General features: G+C 60.7%; 16 protein-coding genes. 15 read left to right on the top strand and 1 reads right to left on the bottom strand.

Annotation, left to right across the window (positions count from 1 at the left end; translation table 11 throughout):
• Positions 1–51: 51 nt before the first annotated feature.
• From AOZ07_RS10855 to mnmA, 3 genes are read left to right on the top strand one after another with little or no spacing between them, the layout of a single operon-like run.
• A complete protein-coding gene (locus AOZ07_RS10855) occupies positions 52–870 on the top strand; it encodes a hypothetical protein (protein WP_060702013.1) in 819 nt (272 codons plus the stop codon).
• Between the two features lie 20 nt (positions 871–890).
• The gene (locus tag AOZ07_RS10850; protein ID WP_060702012.1) at positions 891–2,126 is read left to right on the top strand and encodes a cysteine desulfurase family protein; all 1,236 of its coding nucleotides are present in this window, start codon (positions 891–893) and stop codon (positions 2,124–2,126) included.
• The gene (gene mnmA, locus AOZ07_RS10845; protein WP_060702011.1) at positions 2,123–3,259 is read left to right on the top strand and encodes a tRNA 2-thiouridine(34) synthase MnmA; all 1,137 of its coding nucleotides are present in this window, start codon (positions 2,123–2,125) and stop codon (positions 3,257–3,259) included. Before AOZ07_RS10850 ends, mnmA begins: the two co-directional genes overlap by 4 nt.
• A gap of 97 nt (positions 3,260–3,356) precedes the next feature.
• Here mnmA and AOZ07_RS10840 read toward each other — a convergent pair whose 3' ends face one another.
• The gene (locus AOZ07_RS10840) at positions 3,357–3,716 is read right to left on the bottom strand and encodes a hypothetical protein (protein WP_060703419.1); all 360 of its coding nucleotides are present in this window, start codon (positions 3,714–3,716) and stop codon (positions 3,357–3,359) included.
• 227 nt (positions 3,717–3,943) lie between these two features.
• Between AOZ07_RS10840 and AOZ07_RS10835 the strand changes: the two genes are divergently transcribed.
• From AOZ07_RS10835 to AOZ07_RS10780, 12 genes are all read left to right on the top strand, one after another.
• On the top strand, positions 3,944–5,572 hold the full coding sequence (locus AOZ07_RS10835; protein ID WP_060702010.1) for an ABC transporter substrate-binding protein: 1,629 nt from the start codon (positions 3,944–3,946) through the stop codon (positions 5,570–5,572).
• A 139-nt stretch (positions 5,573–5,711) separates the two neighbouring features.
• A complete protein-coding gene (locus AOZ07_RS10830; protein ID WP_060702009.1) occupies positions 5,712–6,800 on the top strand; it encodes an ABC transporter permease in 1,089 nt (362 codons plus the stop codon).
• A 2-nt stretch (positions 6,801–6,802) separates the two neighbouring features.
• Entirely contained in the window at positions 6,803–7,789 is a 987-nt protein-coding gene (locus AOZ07_RS10825) for an ABC transporter permease (protein ID WP_060702008.1), read from the top strand.
• A complete protein-coding gene (locus AOZ07_RS10820; protein WP_060702007.1) occupies positions 7,786–9,486 on the top strand; it encodes a dipeptide ABC transporter ATP-binding protein in 1,701 nt (566 codons plus the stop codon). The genes AOZ07_RS10825 and AOZ07_RS10820 overlap by 4 nt, the downstream gene beginning before the upstream one ends.
• 98 nt (positions 9,487–9,584) lie before the next feature.
• The gene (locus AOZ07_RS10815) at positions 9,585–9,956 is read left to right on the top strand and encodes a chorismate mutase (RefSeq protein WP_060702006.1); all 372 of its coding nucleotides are present in this window, start codon (positions 9,585–9,587) and stop codon (positions 9,954–9,956) included.
• Positions 9,949–11,010 (top strand): uroporphyrinogen decarboxylase/cobalamine-independent methonine synthase family protein, encoded by a 1,062-nt coding sequence (locus AOZ07_RS10810; protein ID WP_060702005.1) that lies wholly within the window; start codon positions 9,949–9,951, stop codon positions 11,008–11,010. Before AOZ07_RS10815 ends, AOZ07_RS10810 begins: the two co-directional genes overlap by 8 nt.
• Before the next feature lie 136 nt (positions 11,011–11,146).
• Positions 11,147–11,827 carry an MtrAB system response regulator MtrA gene (gene mtrA, locus AOZ07_RS10805; protein ID WP_060702004.1) on the top strand — a complete coding sequence of 227 codons (681 nt, stop codon included), beginning with the start codon at positions 11,147–11,149 and terminating at the stop codon, positions 11,825–11,827.
• Positions 11,824–13,632, top strand: coding sequence for an MtrAB system histidine kinase MtrB (mtrB, locus tag AOZ07_RS10800; protein WP_060702003.1), 1,809 nt, complete (start codon positions 11,824–11,826; stop codon positions 13,630–13,632). The genes mtrA and mtrB overlap by 4 nt, the downstream gene beginning before the upstream one ends.
• On the top strand, positions 13,632–15,335 hold the full coding sequence (locus tag AOZ07_RS10795) for an LpqB family beta-propeller domain-containing protein (protein WP_060702002.1): 1,704 nt from the start codon (positions 13,632–13,634) through the stop codon (positions 15,333–15,335). The genes mtrB and AOZ07_RS10795 overlap by 1 nt, the downstream gene beginning before the upstream one ends.
• Positions 15,336–15,470: 135 nt before the next feature.
• Entirely contained in the window at positions 15,471–16,193 is a 723-nt protein-coding gene (locus AOZ07_RS10790) for a ComF family protein (RefSeq protein WP_194943645.1), read from the top strand.
• A 168-nt stretch (positions 16,194–16,361) separates the two neighbouring features.
• Entirely contained in the window at positions 16,362–17,060 is a 699-nt protein-coding gene (gene hpf / locus AOZ07_RS10785; protein ID WP_084793418.1) for a ribosome hibernation-promoting factor, HPF/YfiA family, read from the top strand.
• A 125-nt stretch (positions 17,061–17,185) separates the two neighbouring features.
• Positions 17,186–18,253 carry a winged helix-turn-helix domain-containing protein gene (locus AOZ07_RS10780; protein WP_060701999.1) on the top strand — a complete coding sequence of 356 codons (1,068 nt, stop codon included), beginning with the start codon at positions 17,186–17,188 and terminating at the stop codon, positions 18,251–18,253.
• Positions 18,254–18,298: the final 45 nt, after the last annotated feature.

The raw sequence follows: 18,298 nt of genomic DNA, 5'->3' as shown, positions 1-18,298 counted from the left end.
GACCGCATTCCCAAAGCAGAATTCACACATGGACATGGCTAGGCTAAGGACATGCAGTTTTCACATATTTCAGCAGAGCAAGGCCAATGGATTGCCTCGGCCTGCTCGTCGGCGGATCCCTCAACTGTGGTGGCACAGGTTCCGGAAGGCTACGAACGATACGTTCGGATCTTGCACCCAGCTCTGGACGAAGACGACCAACTGGTCAACTGGGGGACTGTAGCCCAGAGCCGCAACCACATCATTACCGCGGCAGACTTGTTTGAAACTGTGGCCGGTTTGGACGCCCAAGGCGATCCGGTGGAAGAAGACGCGTGGGTAGACACCGACTTGCCGCTAGATCAGCTTCCAGAGCAGCAATGGCAATCGCTCATCGATACCCTCATCCATGGCGCCAGGCCAGAACAGGAATATGTTGTCGGGTTGTGGGCCGGGTATGCCTTCATTGAGGGTGGCGAGAGAATCCAAATCGAGCAAGAGCCGGATCCGCAGCTGAGCGATGAAGAGAATCGGGAAGCGTACCAAACGGCGTTGGCCGAGGCCCAAAAGCCGGCATTCGGGCCAGAAATCTTGAACGCGGCACCACTGGAATTGGGTGGCGGATACCGGAACTATCACCTGTTCGAAGCCGATGCGCAGTTCCTGGCACACCCGCTGTGGGCCGAAACGGTGGACGGAGCACAACGCCAGCGACCGGCCCTGGCTTTCCCGGCGGATCGCAGCTGGATGCTCTCAACTGAGCCTTACGATGACTGCACCCTTCTCGGCGGGCCTGCGGCGCTGATCGAGGCGGTCCTAGAAAATCCTGGCCTTGAAACCATTGAGGTCGGCCAATTCACACGCATTGGCCATTCAAACGAGGGGCGGTAAAGCCGTACCATTAAAGGGTTATGAATACTTCCGCCGTATACCTGGATCACGCGGCAACCACCGATCTGAATCCTGCCGCCTTGGCTGCCATCACTGAGCAGTACGCGCGCACCGGCAACCCCTCGTCCTTGCATGGCGCTGGACGCCGTGCCAACAGGGCCGTGGATGATGCCCGCCTCGCTGTCGCCCAGGCCGCCGGCGCGCACTTGAGCGAGCTGATTTTCACTTCGGGTGGTACGGAGTCTGACAATTTGGCCATCAAGGGCTTGTTCTGGAACCGCGTCGCCGCCAACGACCAGGCGCGTACTATCGCGCTAACCGGAATAGAGCACCACGCGGTACTGGATACCGCTATGTGGCTTGAAGAACATGAAAACGCGACCCTACTGTGGCTTCCAGTGGATCAGGACGGGGTCGTGGATCTTTCAACTGCGGCGTCGCTTTTTGAACAGCATCACGAACAGATTGCCCTGGCCACATTGATGTGGGCAAATAACGAGGTGGGCACCGTGCAACCGGTAGCCGATTTTGCCGCGCTGGCATCCCAATATGGCATTCCGGTGCATTCGGACGCGGTGCAGGCTTTCGGCGCAGTGGACGTGAACTTTGCAGAATCCCACCTCGCCACCATGGCTATCAGCGCGCACAAGATTGGCGGGCCAGTGGGCATCGGCGGTTTGCTGGTGCGCCGGGACATCGTGCTCACCCCGGTGCAGCATGGCGGCGGTCATGAACGGAAGCTGCGGTCGGGAACGCTTAACGCAGCTAGTGCGGCGGGTTTTGCCGCAGCCGCGACGGCGGTACGGGCGCAGCTGGATGACGAGTCTTCGCGGCTGAGTGAATTGCGCGAGTACGCAGTGCAGCGCATTTCTGAGATGATTCCTGAAGCGGTCCTCAACGGCCCCCGCGATGCCGCCAACGAAGGCAAGAGGCTTCCGGGGAACCTTCATTTCACGTTCCCGGAATGCGAGGGCGATTCGTTGCTCTTCCTCTTGGACATGTTCGGAATCGCATCATCCACTGGCTCAGCGTGCACCGCTGGCGTTCCGCAACCCTCGCATGTTTTATTGGCCATGGGACGCGATGCGCGCAGCGCACGAAGTGTGCAACGCTTCACATTGGGGCATACATCGACGCGTTCTGACGTTGACGCATTAATAGACGCTTTGCCCGAAGCATATGCACGGGCAAAAAAGGCTGGCATGGCAGCCGATGAAAGCAGCATCCACACGGCAGGAACAGGTTTTACACGATGAAGGTACTAGCAGCGATGTCCGGAGGCGTGGACTCGGCAGTAGCCGCGGCCCGCGCAGTTGAAGCCGGCCACGACGTCGTCGGCGTGCACTTGGCGCTTTCGCGCATGCCAGGAACTTTGCGCACTGGTTCGCGTGGTTGCTGCACCGTCGAAGACTCCAATGATGCGTGGCGCGCCTGCGATAAATTGGGTATCCCGTTCTACGTGTGGGACTTCTCCGACCGCTTCGCAGAAGACGTCGTACAGGACTTCGTGGATGAATACGAAGCAGGACGCACCCCGAACCCTTGCATGCGTTGCAACGAGAAGATCAAGTTCGCTGCGCTGCTGGAGAAGGCGTTGGCCTTGGGCTTTGACGCAGTGTGCACCGGCCACTACGCCAAGGTCCTGCGTGACGAGGACGGCGCGCCCCAGCTGCATCGAGCAGCTGACTGGGCCAAGGACCAGTCCTATGTTCTGGGCGTGCTGACCCACGAACAGCTGGAGCATTGCATGTTCCCGCTGGCCGAAACCCCATCCAAAGCCGAAGTCCGCGCCGAAGCCGCCGCCCGTGGCCTGACCGTAGCCAATAAGCCTGATAGCTACGACATCTGCTTCATCCCGGACGGCGACACCCGAGGGTGGCTCGCAGAGCGCATCGAAATGAAGCCGGGCGAGATCGTAGACCATGAGGGCAATCCACTTGGCGAGCACGAAGGCGCCCAGGCCTTCACCGTGGGCCAGCGCAAGGGATTGCGCCTGGGCCGCCCGGCTTCCGACGGAAAGCCGCGCTTTGTGCTGGAAATCCGCCCGAAGGAAAACAAGGTGATCGTCGGACCGGAGGCTCTGCTGGCCGTAGACCAGCTACGCGGAATCCGCATCTCATGGGCCGGCTTGCCTATCGCCGAGGTATTCACCGGCGAGAAGTTCAGCTGCATGGTCCAGGTCCGTGCCCATGGCGATCCCGTAGAAGCCGTGGCGCACATGGAGCGTTCTGAAGAAGGGCACGACGAACTGGTCGTCAACTTGCCGGAAGGCATGCGCGGAGTAGCGCCCGGCCAGACCATGGTGGTTTACCAGGGCAGCCGAGTGCTTGGACAGGCCACCATCGATTCGGCTCGTTCGAGCGCTTGGGACTCCGAAAAGGTCCGCTAATACAGCAAAATACCTCCGGGACCGGATGCGTTGGCATCTGCTCCCGGAGGCATTTTTATGCCCTTTTCATTATCGAAGGCATGAATCTTGCTCTTGGCTAGTCCTCGTCAACGATGCCAAACATATGTGCTGAAATGTCTTGGTACTCAACGCGAGTCTTGCCGGCTTCCAGCTTTGGAAGCTGGGCAGGGGAGTGGCTGTGGCAATGCACAAAGTCGAAGGTCGGCCACCACTTCTTCGGGCGCTCATATTCGCTGAACCCGCAGACTTCGCATACCAGGTGAACCCATACCGGGCGTTTGCCAGTTCGGTTGGCCCTTGACTGGACCAGCCACGCAGGCGGGTTGGTGTTCAACTCCCGGAATTCTGCTTCAGACATGCGCGAAGGTACGCCATGGCGCTTGGCCATCTCTACAGGGATATCTAACGCGATTGCCGCGTCTCTACGAGTCATCATTGTCATCTAGCTTATGCCACCGGGGAATACGCGCGGTAAGAATTTTTCGGCGGTGCCGGCATCGCCGAAAATCCCCGTGGTCCCAAGCACAACGAGGTACGACCGAGGGCACACTTTTTGCCGATATTCCCGATGATCGTTCGTCAATAGTGCCGCGCATCACATAGGATATGTGAAACATGTGTTAATCATCACCACACATGCGTGTATCTAGAAAAGGATGATTCATGACTCGCACAAAGAACGGACTGCGACTCGCAGCAGCCGTTGTGGGTATTTCTGCCCTGGCTCTGACTGGTTGCACCTCAGCCTCAGAAGACAGTAACTCCGGTGGCTCGGGCGAATCCAGCGCCCCCATCACCTTGGGCACCACCGACAAAGTGACCTCCCTTGACCCGGCCGGTTCCTACGACAACGGCTCATTCATGGTCATGAACCAGATTTTCCCGTTCTTGCTGAACTCCGAGCCGGGCAGCCCCGAGCCTTCGATGAGCTTGGCAGAATCGGCGGAATTCACTACGCCTACCGAATACACCGTGAAGCTCAAGAGCGGTTTGAAGTGGGCCAACGGACACGACCTCGACTCCAAGGACGTGAAGTTCACCTTTGACCGCCAGCTGAAGATCGCCGACCCGAACGGACCATCATCGCTGCTCGGCAACGTGGAATCCATCGAAGCGCCGGACGCCACTACCGTCGTCTTCAAGCTGAAGGTCGGCAATGACCAGACCTTCCCGCAGGTGCTCACCTCGCCAGTTGGCCCGATCGTCGATGACGAAGTCTTCCCGGCGGACAAGCTCCTGGAAGACCAGAAGATCGTTGAAGGCAAGGCCTTTGGCGGACAGTACGTCATTGATTCCTACAGCAAGAACAACCTGATCTCGTTCAGCGCCAACGACTCCTACGCGGGCGTGCTTGGAAAGCCGGCCAACAGCAAGGCCGCGATCAAGTACTACGCGGATGCCAACAACCTCAAGCTTGAGGTCCAGGAAGGCAAGATCGATGTCGCCTGGCGTTCGCTGACGCCAACTGATATCGAGGATCTTGGCAAGGACGAGAACCTGGCCGTGCACAAGGGGCCAGGTGGTGAATTGCGCTACATCGTCTTCAACTTCGACACCATGCCATACGGCGCCAAGACTGCCGATGCCGATGAGGCAAAGTCCCTGGCTGTCCGCCAGGCAGCGGCCCATCTGGTTGACCGCGAAGCAATCGCGAAGAACGTCTACAAGGACACCTACACCCCGGCATACTCCTATGTTCCGCAGGGCTTCACCGGGGCAGCCGAACCGCTCAAGGACCTGTACGGGACCGACGGCAAGCCAGATGCCGCCAAAGCCAAGAAGGTGCTGGAAGATGCAGGTGTGGACACTCCGGTCAAGCTGGCCCTGCAGTACAACCCGGACCACTACGGTCCGAATTCCGGTGACGAGTACGCACTGGTTGAAAAGCAGCTGGAGGCCGATGGCCTGTTCGACGTCGATCTGAAGTCCACCGAATGGGTGACCTACCAGAAGCAGCGCGTCACCGACTACCCGGCCTACCAGCTGGGCTGGTTCCCGGACTACTCGGATGCCGACAACTACCTCTCGCCGTTCTTCGCCAAGGACAACTTCCTGTCGAACAACTACGACAATCCAGAGGTCGACAAGCTGATCGCTGACCAGCGCGGCATGACCGACGCTGGCGAGCGAACCGCGGCGATCGGGAAACTGCAGACCATGGTAGCTGAGGATCTCTCCACGCTGCCGCTGCTGCAGGGTTCACAGGTAGCCGTCGCAGGCAAGGACGTCAAGGACGTCGACAAGACCTTGGATGCATCATTCAAGTTCCGCCTGGGCGTACTGAGCAAGTAATCAGCCTGCCTGCAAACATCAAATCGAAGGGGATCCGGCGTGCGCCGTACACCACGCGCATGCTGGATCCCCTTGGCATGTGCCATCGCAGGACCTTGCGGCGGCACATGCCAAGCATCCTGAACTATAAGGACTGACGATGACCACCACGTCACCACCGGGCCAAGAAACCAGCCCGATAGCAGCACCCAAGGCCAAGAATCAAGGCGGCGGGTTCCTGCGCTACTTGATCACGCGATTTTTGCTGATCATTCCCACTGTCTTCATCCTCATCACAGTGGTGTTCTTCCTGATGCGAGTGACCGGAGATCCGATCACCGCAGCCATGGGCGGACGGCTGACCCCCGACCAGCTCGCCGCGCGAATCCACGAAGCCGGATATGACCGGCCAATCCTGATCCAGTACTTCGAATACCTGGGGCAGGTCTTCAGCGGCGATCTGGGCCGGACCCTCAGCGACAACCGTGCGGTGACCGAGGTGCTGACCACCTATGGTGCCGCCACCTTGGAACTGGCCATCAACTCGGTGATCGTTGCCCTGCTGGTGGGCATCCCGCTAGGCCTGGTCGCCGCGAAATTCCGCGACCGCTACCCGGACGCCATCCTGCGCATCCTGGCCATCCTGGGCTATGCCACCCCAGTATTCTTCGCAGGTCTGATCCTCAAGCTCGTGTTCGGCGTGTGGCTGGGCTGGCTTCCGATCAGCGGCCGTGCCGACTGGCAGACCGAACTGGAGCTCACCGGCCTGCAGAGCCCCTCGGGCATCTACTGGCTCGATGCGCTTCGCAGCGGCAACATGGGAGCCTTTTGGAATGTCGCCGAGCATGCGCTGCTTCCCGCGCTGGCTCTTGGCCTGCTCACCGGCGGCGTGTTCCTGCGCCTGGTGCGCACCAACGCCATAGGAACCCTGGGACGCGAATATGTCGAAGCGGGACGTTCGCGCGGCGTGAGCGAATTCCGCCTGACCACCAAGCACGCCTACCGTCCGGCGCTGATTCCCATCATCACCGTCATGGGCCTGCAAATCGCCATGCTGCTCGGCGGGGCCGTGCTGACCGAAACCACCTTCGAATGGTCCGGCCTGGGCTTCAAGCTCGCCGAATACCTCACGGCCCGAGACTTTGTCGCAGTACAGGGCATCGTGGTGCTGCTGGCCATAATCGTTGCCGTCACCAACTTCATCGTTGACGTGCTGGCAGCATTGATCGACCCGAGAGTCAGGTACTAAACATGGCTACGCCCACCTTGCCAACCTCCGCCGGTTCCCGGCTGAAACAACTCCCGGTGATTTCGCACCTGCGGATGTCCTCCGGGCTGCAGCGCGGCATGCTGATTGCCGGCCTCGTGCTCTCGGCGCTATTCCTCCTGTGCGCGCTCCTGGCGCCGCTGATCGCGCCCTTCGACTTCGCCCAGTCCTCGGATGCCTCCGGGGATTTCCCGCGGCAGGCCGCACCTGATGGGAAGTTCATCTGGGGTACCACCTCCACGGGCTATGACGTGTTCACCCGCACCCTGTATGGCGCGCAAACCGCCATCTGGGTCATCGTGGCCGCCGTGATCATGTCCCTGTTCGTCGGCGTGCTGCTGGGCTTGGTCTCCGGCTACCTCGGCGGCTGGTTCGACCGGATCATGGTTGTCCTCGCCGACGCGATCTACGCTTTCCCCTCGCTGTTGCTGGCCATCGTCATGTCCATCGTGATCTCGCAGGGGCAGTCCTCGCTCTTCGGCGGCATCATGGCCGCGGCCATTTCCATCACCGTGGTGTTCATACCGCAATATTTCCGAGTGGTCCGCGCCGAAGTGATGCGCCTGAAGGCCGAACCGTTTGTCGAGTCGGCACAGGTGATCGGTGCCAGCCCGTGGCGAGTGATGTTCACCCACCTGTTGCGCAATTCCACTCGCACCCTCCCGCTGATCTTCACCCTGAACGCCACCGAGGCGCTGCTGACCTTGGCGGGCCTGGGCTTCCTGGGCTTTGGCATCGAACCAACCGCGGCCTCCGAATGGGGCTATGACCTGAACCGCGCGATGTCTGATGCCACCAGCGGCATCTGGTGGACGGGCCTGTTCCCGGGCTTGGCCATCGTGCTGACCGTCATGGGCCTGACCCTGGTCGGGGAGTCCATGAATGACCTGAATGATCCACGGCTGCGGCGCTTCAGCCGGAAGAAAGCCAAGCGAATCACGCAGTCCGCACAGGCAGGAGCAGCCCAGTGAAGCAGAGTTCAACCGATACCCGTCGCGCTCAGGACGCGGGGGCCGATGTCCTTCGCATTGAAGGGCTGAATATCGACTTTGTCACCGACGCCGGGGCAGTGCCAGCGGTGCGGGGAGTGGACCTCGAAGTCAAGGCCGGAGAGATCCTGGCGATTGTCGGCGAATCAGGCTCGGGCAAGTCGGTCACGGCCCGCACCGCACTGGGCATTCTCGCGGAAAACGGTGCCGCCCATGGCGGGGTCTACCTCAACGGCAAGAACATGCTCACCCTGCACGGCTCCCAATTGCGCGCCGTGCGCGGCCGCGATGTGGCCATGGTGTTCCAGGAGCCTTCCACCGCGCTGAACCCGGTGTTCACCGTGGGCTGGCAGATCATGGAAGGGATTCGCACCCACAACAAGGTCTCCAAGAAGGAAGCCAAGGCCCGAGCCATTGAAGCCATGCGCCAGGTCGGCATTCCCGACCCGGAGCAACGGGTGAACTACTATCCGCACCAATTCTCCGGCGGGCAGAAGCAGCGCGTGGTGATCGCCGCGGCCCTGGCCCTGAAGCCGAAGCTCATCGTTGCCGACGAGCCGACCACCGCCCTGGACGTGACCGTGCAGGCGGAAATCCTCTCGCTGCTGCGTGAGCTGCGCGGGGAACTGGGCACCGCGATCGTGATCATCACCCACAATATGGGCGTGGTTGCCGATATCGCCGATCGCGTGGTCGTGATGAACCAGGGGCAGATCGTCGAGCAGGCGCCGGCACTGGAACTGTTCGAGCGGCCCCAGGAGGACTACACCAAGTCCCTGCTGGCCGCCGTGCCGCACCTCGGACGGGACAGCGCCTCCGAGCATCTGGCCCAGCGCCCCCATGAGGATGCGCAGGTCCTGGTGGAAGCCACCGGGCTGGGGGTGCATTTCCCCGGGCGCCTGGGCGCCCCGGGGTTCACCGCGGTCAAGGACGTCGACCTGAAAATCCATGCCGGCGAGGTCTACGGCCTGGTGGGCGAGTCGGGATCGGGCAAGACCACCATTGGGCGCAGCATCGCAGGGTTGAACCGCATCACCTCGGGATCCCTCAAGGTCCTGGGCTACGAGATGGCGCAATTCAAGGAGCGCAGTTTCAAGCCCTTGCGCGAGCAGATCGGTTTTGTCTTCCAGGACCCGGCGGCAAGCTTCAACCCGCACCTGACCGTGGGCGAATGCGTTGCGGAGCCGCTGGCCGTGCATCGCGACCTCAACCCGGCGCAAAGCCGGGCCAAGGTCGCGCAGCTGCTGGAGGCTGTCCAGCTGCCGGCAGGATTTGCCCAGCGCTACCCGCACGAGCTTTCCGGCGGCCAGCGCCAGCGCGCTTCCCTGGCCCGTGCGCTGGCGCTGGATCCGAAACTGCTGATTGCCGACGAGCCGACCAGCGCCCTGGACGTGTCGGTGCAGGCCAAGGTGCTTGAGCTGTTCCGGGAATTGCAGAACGAGCTCGGTTTCGCCGCGCTCTTCGTTTCCCACGATTTGGCAGTGGTTGACCAGCTGGCCACCTGGGTGGGCGTGCTCTACCGGGGAAGCCTGATCGAAGAGGGACTGGGGTCCAAGGTCCTGGCGAACCCGCAGCACAGCTACACCCAGCGGCTGATCGCCTCGCTGCCGGTCCCGGACCCGCGCGAGCAGGCCCAGCGCCGAAAACTGATCGAAGAACTGAACCAGGCCCAACCCTGATTCGACCACCGGCTGGCATGCCCCCGCTGCGCGACCCGCGCCGCGGGGGCATGTCACTTTGTGGGAGATTTGGCAGGTGAACCCGTAAGCTTAACACCATGAACGAGCCGAAAAACACTGCACTGAATGAGTCATTCGACCCGCACGCCAGCTCGTTGCACGGTGAGGTCCAGAATGAAGTGCTTCAGGAGCTATACGCCATCCGCGGCAGCATCGACAATTTCGATGCACAATTGGTCTACCTGTTGGCCGAGCGCTTCAAAGCGACCCAGCGGGTAGGACACCTCAAAGCCCAGCACAAGCTTCCACCGAGCGATCCCAACCGCGAAAAGGCGCAGATCGAGCGCCTGCGGGCTCTGGCGCACGAGGCGCACCTCGATCCAGAATTCGCCGAGAAGTTCCTGAATTTCGTGATTTCCGAAGTGATCCGCCACCACCAGAATATTTCCGACTCGCACAACGATGCCTGAGCAGCCCCATGAGCCAGAGCGCAACGACGTGCATGCCACCGCGTTCTGCCAGTTTCCCGGAACCGACCCGCTGCAAATCCACGAGATCATTCGCGGAGAGCTGGGAGAGCCGAACCTCGCGGTCTTCCCGCAGCTTGCCGACCGGGGAGTAGGGGCCGACGCGGTCGGGCGCAGCGCCACGCTGCTCGCCGAGATCGGATTCGACCTGCAGCCGCACGGCTGGCGCGTCGGCGTGAACGATGGTGTTGATGCCCGCAGGGCACGCAGCATCCTGCGCAGCGACGAAAATCTGCTGGCCGACGTGCTCGGCGCCGAGCAGAAGCCTGCCCAGCGGCTCAAGCTCACGGTGCTCGGGCCATGGAGCCTCGCGGCACGCCTCTACCTCTCCAGCGGCGAGCGGACGGTCAGCGATCACGGCGCTCGCCGGGACATCATTGCCGCCTACGCCCATGGGCTCAAGGAGCACCTCGACCGGCTCGCGCGCATCACCAGCGTGCGGTCATTCACCGTGCAGCTTGATGAGCCGCAGTTCGCTGACGTGCTCGATGGCACCATCAAGACCTCCAGCGGCTACCGCACGCTGCGCTCGATTCCGCGATCCGAAGTGCGCAACAGCTATGAGGAGTTCTTCAAGGTGCTCTGCGCCGATTCGCCGCAGCCCCAGATCCAGCCCTTGCTGAACCTGCCCACGGGCGATGAGCGCTGGATCGAGCGGATGGATCTGCTCACCCAAGCCGGCACCACTGCGGTGGCCGTCGACCCGCAGGGCATGGGCCATCGCCAATGGGAACGGGTGGCCGGATTTGTCGAGGGCGGCGGCAGGGTTTTCCTGCAGGTGCTGGCTCCCGGGCTGCGGGCTCCGGGCGTGGTCGAAGCAGTTCATTCGATCTTGCGCCCGTGGCGGCAACTTGGCTTGGCAGATAGCCAGCTTGGCTCGATGACGCTGATGCCCCGTGGGGATTTCACCCGATGTACCAGCGCTGAGGCGGTCAGCACCTTGCAGCATCTTTCCTCCTATGCCCAAGCGTTGGAGCAAACGCGCGTCGACGCATAACGGTTTGGTTTATTCGTGCCGGTCACAGCCGGAATACGGCAGCTGATCATGTATCTTAGGAATAGTGGGGTAGCTGATCTGCCCGGTTTGACCAGACGGTTGGAACCTCAGGCCTACGGTTATAGGGGGACATGGGATGAAAGCACGGATTTTAGTCGTTGACGACGATGAGGCATTGTCGGAAATGATTGGCATCGTTCTGCAAAATGACGGCTTTGAAGCATCATTTTGCTACGAAGGATCCGGTGCACTAGCGGCATTCCGTGAGTTCAACCCCGATCTGGTACTTCTGGACCTGATGCTCCCGGGCATCGACGGCATTGAAGTCTGCAAGCAGATCCGTGCCGAATCCGATGTGCCAGTGGTCATGCTGACCGCCAAATCGGATACCGCCGACGTGGTGCGCGGATTGGAATCCGGCGCCGACGACTACGTGCCCAAGCCGTTCAAGCCCGCCGAGCTTGTGGCCCGCGTGCGCGCCCGCTTGCGCCCGAGCGAGACCCACGCTGCCGAAACCCTGCAGGTTGGCGAAGTCTCCATCGATGTTGCCGGCCACCAGGTCACCCGTGGCAAGGATTCCGTTTCGCTGACCCCGCTGGAATTTGACCTGCTGGTGACCATGGCCCGCAAGCCGTGGCAGGTCTTCAGCCGCGAACAGCTGCTCGAAGCCGTCTGGGGCTACCGCCATGCGGCAGATACCCGGCTGGTTAACGTCCACGTCCAGCGCCTGCGTTCCAAGATCGAAATCGACCCCGAGAAGCCGCAGATCATCCAAACCGTACGCGGGGTGGGATACAAAGCAGGTACGGCGAGTTGAGCTCACCCGCGTCGACCGGCAAGGAGCTGATTCCGCTCGACGTGTCTGCCCAAACTCGATCGAAGCGGTTCTCCCCAGCCAAGCTGCAGCCCTGGCTCAGGCGCCCATTGCTGGCGCTCAGGCAGCGCTGGCAACGGCATTTGATCTATCGCACGGTGATCTCCACCCTGCTGTTCACCACGTTGGCCCTGTTGGCGGCCGGCGCATTCCTCTCGAACCAGATTGCCTCCACGCTCTACGAGGAGCGGGTTAATCAGATCTCCAAGGAGTCCGAGCGGGGCCTGACCCAGGCCCGGTCAATCCTCGAATCGGCGTCAACCACCGACCGCGCCTCGACCCAGGCGCTGGTCAACTCGACGCTCGCCTCCCTTGAAGGCGATGGCGCCACGGTGGTGCGCGACTTTGTCCTCATGCCCATCGCCGGTGACCAGAGCCTGTATGTCGGCCCGATGGCTTCGGGATCGCTGACCACGCGGGTGATCCCGGCGGATCTTGCCGAAAGGATCGGCGGCGAACAGGGCATCTATTGGCGTTCTGTTGAACTGGGCAATGACGACCAGGCCCAGCCAGGCCTCGTTGTTGGCACCAAGGTCCTGATTCCGCCGGGCCGCGAGTACGGGCTGTACCTTGTCTACGACCTGTCCAGCGTCCAGTCCACCCTGGAATTCATCAACCGCGCCCTGGCCTTCACCGGCTTGATCCTGCTTGCCGTAGTTGGTTTTGTGGCCTGGTCGGTGGCGCGTACCGTGGTCCGCCCGGTAGCCGATGCGGCCTACGTTTCCGAGCGGATTGCCTCCGGCGATCTCGACCGGCGCATGAAGGTCGCAGGCAAGGACGAGGTGGCCCGTTTGGGTACTGCCTTCAACCACATGGCGCATTCCTTGCAGGAGCAGATCACCCAGTTGAACAATCTCTCCGCGATGCAGCAGCGCTTCGTCTCCGATGTCTCGCATGAGCTGCGTACCCCGCTGACCACGGTGCGCATGGCCGCGGAAGTCATCCACGACGCGCGCGAGGACTTCGATCCGCTCACCGCACGCTCTGCCGAGCTGATGTACAACCAGATCGAGCGCTTCCAGCACTTGCTCAATGACCTGCTCGAAGTCTCCCGCTTTGACGCCGGTGTGGCGGTCTTGGACCGGGAGTCCACCGACCTCAATGCGATCGCCCGCAAGGTGATCGAGACTGCCACGCCGGTCGCCGATGAATACGGATCGATCATTCGGCTGAACGCGCCCAGCGAAGGCTGCGTGGCGGAAGTCGATCCGCGCCGCGTCGAGCGAATCATTCGCAACCTTGTTCTCAACGCGGTGGAACACGGCGAAAGCAACCCGATCGACATCACGATCGCCGCGAACCAGGGCGCCGTGGCAGTTTCCGTTCGCGACTACGGCATTGGCATGTCCCAGGATGCTTGCCAGCACGTCTTCGACAGGTTCTGGCGCGCCGATCCGGCACGTGCGAGAACCACTGGCGGCTCCGGGCTCGGCCTGTCCATCTCCATGGAAGACACCCGGCTGCATGAAGGGCGTCTGGAGGCGTGGGGCAAGCCGAAGGTTGGCTCGGTATTCCGCCTGACACTGCCCAAGTCCGAAGACCATGAAATTGATTCTTCGCCACTGCCGCTGGAACCGGCCGTCCCGGAAAACATCCTGCCTCCGGTGGGGGACAGCTTCCCGCTGACCGGCGAGGTGCCCAAGATCGGCTACACGCCGTTGATCCTCGGCCTCGATGATGCCCTGGCCGACGATGACGTGACTGATCCGGGCGCGCCGAGCAGCGAAACGAAAAAGGAGGAGAACTAGTGGCTCAAAAACTGCGGGTCCTGCTCTGCTCGCTCTTGGCGGGGCTGCTGGTCCTCTCCGGTTGCGCTTCGATTCCGCGTTCCTCCAGCGTCCAGCAGATCGAGGCAGGAACAGAAGACGGCGGCGGCGAAAGCTACAGCTACGCAGCTGAAGGGCCGTCCGATGGCGCCGATGCCCGGGCCATCGTCGAGGGATTTGTCGAAGCTGGACGATCGGTCGCCGAGGACTATGCGGTGGCCCGCGAATTCATGACAGCCGAGCTGAAAAACTCATGGCGCGGAGACACCCAAACGCTGATCTATGAGGCCTTCAACGTGGTTAACGGGGCCGATGCCAACCAGTACACCATCCAATTGGAAATCACTGGGGAAGTAGACGCGCAAGGAGTGCGCACCAATTACGCGAGCCATTCAACCCGGGCCGTGGATATCAAGGTAGCCAAGGTCGATGACCAGTGGCGCATTATTGATGCCCCCGATGGCACCATGCTCGAAGCCTCGACTTTCACCAAGATCTTCGCCGCGCAGACCCTGTATTTCTATGACGCCAGCTACGCCTACCTCGTTCCAGATGTCCGCTGGTTTACCTCCGGATCCGGGACTGCCACGTCCATGGTTGAAGCATTGCTCAAGGGGCCGGCCCCATACCTGCAGAACGCGGTGGTTTCGGCCTTCTCCTCGGCCAGCCAATTGGTCCGCTCGGCGGTGCCAGTGCGCGATCGCGAGGCAACCATTGACCTGAATTCTGATTCCTTTGCCGATACCACCGACCAGACTTTGCTGTTGATGAAGCAGCAGCTTGAAGCCTCGTTGACCAGCTTGTCGTCGGTGGACTCGGTCAAAATGCTGCGCGAAGAAAACGACGTGAACTTGGCTTCGAATGAATCGTCGATTGAGCCGGCGGAAATCAATCCGAGCACCCAAGACACGCTGGTGGGCATCTCCGACCAGGATCTGGTTTATGTCAAGGGCCGGTCGATTATCCCGGTGGGCGGACTGCCCGATGTGTCGGCCTATGATCCGAGGGATCCGGCGATGTCGCCGGTGGGCAACAGCTACGCTTTCCTCAACGGCCGGCGCACGCAGCTGTTGAGAATCGACGACTCGGGCAAGCTTCGGCTGGCGCTTTCAGGCAAGGATTTGATCCAGCCATCGATGGACGTGGCCGGCTGGACCTGGACGGCCGATAACGGGGCAAAAACCCCCATCATGGCCATTCCCGCTGACACCGAAACCAACGGCGAAGCGCGACCGATCGATGTGGCATGGCTGGAAGGAGCCAACATTGATTCCTTGCGTATTTCCCGTGATGGCGCACGAGCCCTGATCGTGGCCACCGACGGCAATTCAACCGCCGTTTATGTCGCTGGCATCATCCGCGATGCCGAAGGAGTGCCGCGCGGCCTGACCGATTCTCCGATGCGGCTGTATCCGGAGGTTCCGGTGAATACCGCACTATGGGATTCAGACAGCTCGATTATCGTGGCAGCACTGGACGACTCTGAAGCTGTAGAGGCAGCGCAGATGACCTTTGAAGGTGGCAGCGAGCACCTGCAGCTGCTGCTGGGCATGGTCGGTATCGCCACCGGCGTTGGCGAACGGCGCGAGGTCTACGCTGAAACGAATGAGAAGCTCTACACGCGTGTGGGCAATTCATGGCACGAGCTCGACGATTTTGCGCAGGACGTTGCCTACCCGGGCTAGATCCCCGCACTTTCCACATCCGGTCGGCCGCTTGGCCGCAGCCACGATCTTGAAAGCCATCCTGGAAAGATGGAAATACCGACAGCTTGGTTGCGCGCCTTGGACACCCTTAGCCAGCGGCGTTCGGTGAGGTGGATGAGTTTCGGCCTTCGGGAGCTGGCCAATTTTCTGGTGCCGACAAGCTGCGCAGTGTGCTCCAGAGCTGACTTTCGGCTCTGTCCCGAATGCCGAACCGAGATCCAGCATCAGCTTTTCCTCCCGCCGCTGCCAGATGGACATCACCACTACGTCGAATTGCCGCTGATAGCCCAGCAGCTGCCGGTTAGTTCTTGCGGTATCTATGGCAGGGAATTGGCCCGTGCCATGCTGGCATTCAAGAACAAGCAGCGCTACTTTCTTGCCGCCGTCTTTGCCCCGTACCTGGCCGCAGCGATCAATTCCAGCTGTATTCCGCAGCCGGGGACGGTGGCCACCTATATTGTTGCCGTTCCCAGTTCGCTCAAGGCCGTGGGCAAGCGTGGGTATTCACCGGTGGCTTCGATGCTGGAGCATGGCATGGCCAGGGGGCTGTACCCCAGCGAACTGGTCATCAGGCCCCTGCTTCACTACCGTGCACGCTCGGTTCTTGCGGGCGCTCAGAAACTCAAGAGCGGGTCAGCCCGACGCGGCGGGCAAGAACATTTCATCGCCGAGCGCGCCGATGCTCCTGGACGCCCCGTCATATTGGTTGACGATGTCCTCACCACCGGGGCGACCCTGAGGCATGCTGCAATGGCCTGTCATAAAGCGGGTTACAGCGTCACTTTAGGCATTGTATTGGCCTTGACCAAGCCCCCTAATCATGAGCCTGAACAGTGATTACGCTGAACGCGATAGGAAAACTACGCTTAGAGACTTGAATCTTCGCTGTGGTGGCCTAAGGTGAAGTATGGGTTGCATCACAGATGCAGCGAAAAGCCCATCTTCAGTCCGAAAGGATGGAATTTTCGGACTGTTGTGTCACCCGACTCTCTATTGGAGGACACCATGGAGCTGAACTACAGCGGACGCAATATCACCATTTCGGATCGTTTCCGTGAGTACGTGGATGAAAAAATAACCAAGGTCGACCAGCTGGCCACCAAGGTTCAACGCATCGACGTCAAGGTCCTCAAAGAATCACATGCCCGTGACCAGAGCACGGCGCTGTCCGTTGAATTGACCGTTGTTAGCCGCGGACCAGCAATTCGAGCCGAAGCTCGTGGAGCAGACAAGTTTGCGGCCTTCGACATCGCCTTCGCAAAACTTCTGGAACGACTGCGCAAGGCTCGCGACAAGCGCAAGGTCCACCGCGGCAACCACACTCCGGTCGCGGTGCATGAGGCAACTAGCGCCCTGCCAACCGTCTCAAGCGAGAAGTCCCTGGTGGAATCGACACTCGAAGCCCAAAAGGCGGCAGAGGCCGTTCAGGCCGAAGAAGTGGCCGAATATTCGCCAGTGGTCATTCGCCGCAAGTCCTTCCCAGCTGAAGTGATGAGCGTTGACGATGCAGTGGATCGAATGGAGCTGGTCGGGCATCCGTTCTACCTGTTCATCGATGAAGCCACGGGCGAGCACGCGGTTGTATACGGCCGCACTCAATACCAGTACGGTGTCATCTCATTGGACCCATCGCTGAGTTCAAATGAAGAATCGACAACTGAAACTCGCGGGTACCGCGACAAGTCACTAGTTACCGAGGGTTAAGCATCAGCGCACAATCCACATTGGGCGGTCAGCGCGTCGTGAGCCAAAAGCAGGCCCGGCGAATCGCGTTGGCCGCCCAAGGCCTGTCTCGAAGCAGAACTGGACAAGCAGTTACTGCCCGGAAAATGGTCAGCACCGTCCAAGCGATCTCGCAACTGCAAATAGACTCAGTCAACGTGGTACGCCGAGCGCATTACATGCCGGTCTTCGCAAGGCTGGGAGCCTACGACATCGGCAGCCTGGACAAAGTCCTATCGACTCCCGGAGGCCCCTTGACCGAATATTGGGCTCATGAGGCTTCGGTGGTGAGTTCTGAACTCGTCCCGGATCTGCGCCTGTGGCAACGACGCACGTGGATTGACAAGTCCGATGGGTTCACCGATGAACAGCAGGATTTATCCCATCGGGTAATGGACTACCTTGCGGCAAATCCCGGGTCCAGCGCCCGAGAAATTAGCTCGGCATTGGACGTTGCGCCGGCCTCCTCCAAGGAGCATTGGGGCTGGAACTGGAACGACACCAAATACGTCACGGAATCACTCTTCGCACGGGCCAAGATCCTCACGCTCGGCAGGAACTCGCAATTCGAACGCCGGTATGCACTGGCCCACGACGTTCTTGGAAAGCCTCTGGAGATCGACGGACTGCATCGCCAAGCAGCGCTTGAACGATTGATCGACCGCTCGCTGGCGGCTCAAGGAATTGCAACAGCACACTGCGTCGCTGAATATTTCCGCTTGCCCATTAGAGACGTCAAATCGGCGCTTGCGCATCAGGCAGCGGCCGGGAGAATTGAACAGGTGCAGGTATCTGGACTAGCCGAACCTTGTTACATGGTGCTGGGAACCAAGATTCCGCGCAAGATCGAACCTGACCTGCGGCTGCTATCGCCGTTTGATTCCATGGTTTTTAATCGACGACGCTTGGAACGCTTCTTCAACTTCGAGTATCGGATTGAAATTTATGTCCCTGAGCACAAGCGGCGCTACGGTTATTATGTCTTTCCAGTCCTCTACGGCGATGAATTTGTGGGTCGTGTGGATTTGAAAGCGGATCGGGCCCGAGGGGTGCTGCACGCCAAAAGTGTGCATTTTGAACGTGGCTGGGAAACTGAAGCCCACCCGCCACTGCTTGCCGAGTTGGAACGCATGGCCGGCTGGCTGGGGCTTGATGCAGTGCAAGTTGGGCTGTGAACAGGCTGTCCATCAAATTGTTGTTCGCTAGAAGAGCAGTACTCA

It is taken from the genome of Glutamicibacter halophytocola (assembly GCF_001302565.1).
Taxonomy (GTDB): domain Bacteria; phylum Actinomycetota; class Actinomycetes; order Actinomycetales; family Micrococcaceae; genus Glutamicibacter; species Glutamicibacter halophytocola.
This window is presented reverse-complemented; position numbering and strand designations above follow the sequence as displayed.

Excerpts from the sequence above, each read along its gene's own strand:
- AOZ07_RS10855 (WP_060702013.1), top strand. The coding sequence starts at position 52 with ATGCAGTTTTCACATATTTCAGCAGAGCAAGGCCAATGGATTGCCTCG.
- AOZ07_RS10850 (WP_060702012.1), top strand. The coding sequence starts at position 891 with ATGAATACTTCCGCCGTATACCTGGATCACGCGGCAACCACCGATCTG.
- mnmA (WP_060702011.1), top strand. The coding sequence starts at position 2,123 with ATGAAGGTACTAGCAGCGATGTCCGGAGGCGTGGACTCGGCAGTAGCC.
- AOZ07_RS10840 (WP_060703419.1), bottom strand. The coding sequence starts at position 3,716 with ATGATGACTCGTAGAGACGCGGCAATCGCGTTAGATATCCCTGTAGAG.
- AOZ07_RS10835 (WP_060702010.1), top strand. The coding sequence starts at position 3,944 with ATGACTCGCACAAAGAACGGACTGCGACTCGCAGCAGCCGTTGTGGGT.
- AOZ07_RS10830 (WP_060702009.1), top strand. The coding sequence starts at position 5,712 with ATGACCACCACGTCACCACCGGGCCAAGAAACCAGCCCGATAGCAGCA.
- AOZ07_RS10825 (WP_060702008.1), top strand. The coding sequence starts at position 6,803 with ATGGCTACGCCCACCTTGCCAACCTCCGCCGGTTCCCGGCTGAAACAA.
- AOZ07_RS10815 (WP_060702006.1), top strand. The coding sequence starts at position 9,585 with ATGAACGAGCCGAAAAACACTGCACTGAATGAGTCATTCGACCCGCAC.
- AOZ07_RS10810 (WP_060702005.1), top strand. The coding sequence starts at position 9,949 with ATGCCTGAGCAGCCCCATGAGCCAGAGCGCAACGACGTGCATGCCACC.
- mtrA (WP_060702004.1), top strand. The coding sequence starts at position 11,147 with ATGAAAGCACGGATTTTAGTCGTTGACGACGATGAGGCATTGTCGGAA.
- AOZ07_RS10790 (WP_194943645.1), top strand. The coding sequence starts at position 15,471 with ATGAGTTTCGGCCTTCGGGAGCTGGCCAATTTTCTGGTGCCGACAAGC.
- hpf (WP_084793418.1), top strand. The coding sequence starts at position 16,362 with ATGGAGCTGAACTACAGCGGACGCAATATCACCATTTCGGATCGTTTC.
- AOZ07_RS10780 (WP_060701999.1), top strand. The coding sequence starts at position 17,186 with ATGGTCAGCACCGTCCAAGCGATCTCGCAACTGCAAATAGACTCAGTC.